Origin of the sequence: Pseudomonas sp. efr-133-TYG-23 (genome assembly GCF_030209215.1) — a bacterium.
Lineage (GTDB): Bacteria > Pseudomonadota > Gammaproteobacteria > Pseudomonadales > Pseudomonadaceae > Aquipseudomonas > Aquipseudomonas rhodesiae.
Window position 1 is genome coordinate 1 of the sequence record NZ_JARVSL010000026.1, and the last position, 3,247, is coordinate 3,247.

Genomic DNA, 3,247 nt, shown 5'->3' on the forward strand with positions numbered 1-3,247 from the left:
AATACGGCAGTATCAACGCAAATCTCAAAGACTGGCTCATAACGCTGTGGTGAGCGGGCTTGCCCTGCGCTGGGCTGCGAAGCAGCCCCAAACCAAGACACCACGGTGCGCCAGACAAGACCACATCGCCTGGAAAGGGGCTGCGAAGCAGCCCAGCGCGGGGCAAGCCCGCTCACCACAGCAAGCCCGCTCACCACAGCCGGTTTGCTCACCACAAGAACCGCATGTTTTCGAAGGCTTGTAGATAGCTGTGCCCCTATGGCGGCGGGGCAGTGAGAACTTTTTATTGGCTGACCAGCAGCCGTATTGAACCCATGAAAAAGGCGGCTACCCGTAAGGGAAGCCGCCTTTGTCTTATCGCCGGTAACGCTTATTCCGGCAGTTTGAACGCCATCACATAGTCACCCTGCTTGGTGCCCAGGGAGCCGTGACCGCCGGCCATGACCAGCACGTATTGCTTGCCGTCCTTGCCGGTGTAGGTCATCGGGGTGGTCTGGGCGCCAGCTGGCAGGCGGCCTTCCCACAGTTGCTTGCCGTTTTTCACGTCATAGGCGCGCAGGTATTGGTCGAGGGTGCCGCTGAGGAACGCCACACCACCGGCCGTGGTGAAGGTGCCGCCCAGGCTCGGTACGCCCATGGTCAGAGGCACTGGAACCGGCGAGCTGTCACGCACGGTGCCGTTTTTGTGCATCCAGATGGTCTTGTGGGTGGTCAGGTCGACCGCCGCCACGTAACCCCACGCCGGCGCCTGGCAGGGCAAGCCCATCGGCGACAGCAAGGCTTCAAGGATCACACCGTACGGTGCGCCTTTGTTCGGCTGCACGCCTTCGGTTTCGCTGACGCGCGGGCCTTGCTTGGCGATGTCGGCGGCCGGGATCAGTTTGGATTTGAACGCCATGTAGCTCGGGTTCACGAAGGCGATCTGACGTACTGGGTCGACGGAAATGCCACCCCAGTCGAACACACCGAAGTTACCTGGGTACACGATCGAACCCTGCAACGACGGCGGGGTGAACGGACCGTCATAGCGCATGGATTTGAAATCGATACGGCACAGCATCTGGTCGAACGGCGTCACACCCCACATGTCACGCTCTTTGAGCGGTGGTGGCATGAAGTTCAGTTCGGACTTCGGCTGAGTAGGGGAGGTACGGTCGCCCGCGACTGCGCCCTGAGGCACGGCCACTTCGTGGATCGGCACCACCGGCTGGCCGGTTGTACGGTCCAGCACGTAGATGCTGCCCTGTTTGGTCGACGCCATCACCGCCTGCTTCACGCCGGCTTCGGTCTTGATGTCGATCAGCGAAGGCTGGCCGCCAACGTCCATGTCCCACAGGTCATGGTGGGTGAACTGGAAGGTCCACTTCACATGGCCGGTGTCGATGTCCAGGGCGGTCAGGCCCGCGGCGTACTTCTCGGATTCATCGGTACGGTCGCCGCCGTACTGGTCGGGCATCTGGTTGCCCATCGGCAGGTAGAGCATGCCGAGTTTTTCATCCACGGCGAACATGGACCACATGTTCGGCGAGTTACGGGTGTAGGTCTTGCCCTCGGCCAACGGGGTGGTGTCGTCCGGGTTGCCGCTGTCCCAGTTCCACACCAGCTTGCCGGTGTGCACGTCGAACGCACGGATTACACCGCTTGGCTCGTCGACGGAAACGTTGTCGGTCACATGACCACCGATCACCACCAGGTTTTTGGTCACGGCCGGTGGCGAGGTGGAGTAGTAACCGCCTGGGGCGAAGCTACCGATATTGGCGCGCAGGTCGACTTGGCCTTTGTCGCCGAAGTCTTCGCACATCTTGCCGGTGTCGGCGTTCAGGGCGATCAGGCGGGTGTCGGCGGTCGGCACGAAGATGCGTTTCGGGCAGGCATTCGGCGCGGCGGCCGGGCTGGCGCTGCCGGTTGGGCTCTGCTCGGAGGCGTAGACGGCGTCGTCGTGATACGACACGCCACGGCATGTCATGTGCGCCCAGCCCTTGAAGTTCTCGGCGCCCTGGCTGCTGATCTTCGGATCGAAGCGCCAGATTTCCTTACCAGTGTCCGGGTCCAGAGCGATGACCTGGCTGTGCGGCGTGCACACGTAGAGCATGCCGTTGACTTTCAGCGGGGTGTTTTCCGCGGTGGTCTCGCCCGGATCGTTAGGGCCAGGGATGTCGCCGGTGCGATAGGTCCACGCCGGCACCAGTTTGTGCGCGTTCTCCGGGGTGATCTGCGCCAGCGGCGAATAGCGATCACCAAAGGCCGAACGGCCGTAGGAATTCCAGTCGCCATCGGCCTGGGCCGGCGCAACGCTGGCCATGCCCGGTACAGCGTCACGGTCCAGTTCGCCGGTCTTGACCATTTCACCGGGGTTGGTGAATTGGCTGGCCAGGGCGGTCGCACCGGCCAGCACCACGGCCACGCTCAGCGCGCCGGTGCCCAGTGGCGCAGGTTGACCACGCAGCAACGGGCGACGAACCCACGGCAGCAACATGACGATGCCCAGGGCGAACAGCAGCGCCAGACGCGGCACCAGTTGCCACCAATCCAGGCCGACTTCCCACAGTGCCCACACGGTGCTGGCGAACAGCACCAGTGCGTACAGGCCCAGTGCCGCGCGGCGGGTAGCCAGCAGCAGAATGCCGGTGAGGGTGATACCGATACCGGCCAGCAGGTAGTACAGCGACCCGCCGAGCGTGGTCAGCTTGATACCGCCGGCCAGCAGGGCCAGGCCCATGATCAGCAGCAAGACGCCGAGCAGCCTGGGCAGCAGGCGGCTTGGGCTCGAAGCACCATCAGTGCTCATAGTGTGTTTCTCCGTGACGTTGGAATAATTGTGTAACCCCGTGCTTCACTCACTGTAGATGACGATTCGGCGCGGGCTTGGTTCAGCGTTATTTCGGTTTTTGTGGGGGATAGCGGGGGTTATCCACCGGCGGGCGATTGAACCCCAGGCGCAGGTCGAGATAAGACAGCGCTGTCTTGGGTATGGGAGATATTTGGCAAGATGGGATCGACCGCAGGCGTGAAACGTTTCAGTTTGTTGCGGCAAGGATAAAGAGATGACGCGCCGAGAGAAAGCGCAAATCGCAAGATGCATCATTTCCGATTTGGTAACAGTGACAGAACGTCGCTGCATGCACGGTGGTTTCAGCCTTGAATTGAGTGGTGAACGAACTGCCCCGCGCGGGGCAAGCCCGCTCACCACAACGTTGTGGGTCAGCCTGTGAGATCTATGTAGATGCCGATGGCCATCGGGGGCAAG

The 3,247-nt window shown here is 62.1% G+C and carries 1 protein-coding gene; it reads right to left on the reverse strand.

The features are described from left to right. Positions 1 to 370 precede the first annotated feature (370 nt). Positions 371 to 2,788, reverse strand: coding sequence for a glucose/quinate/shikimate family membrane-bound PQQ-dependent dehydrogenase (locus QRN41_RS17870; protein ID WP_034096080.1), 2,418 nt, complete (start codon positions 2,786 to 2,788; stop codon positions 371 to 373). Positions 2,789 to 3,247: the final 459 nt, after the last annotated feature.

Coding starts and splice junctions, on each gene's coding strand:
- QRN41_RS17870 (WP_034096080.1), bottom strand. CDS start 2,788: ATGAGCACTGATGGTGCTTCGAGCCCAAGCCGCCTGCTGCCCAGGCTG.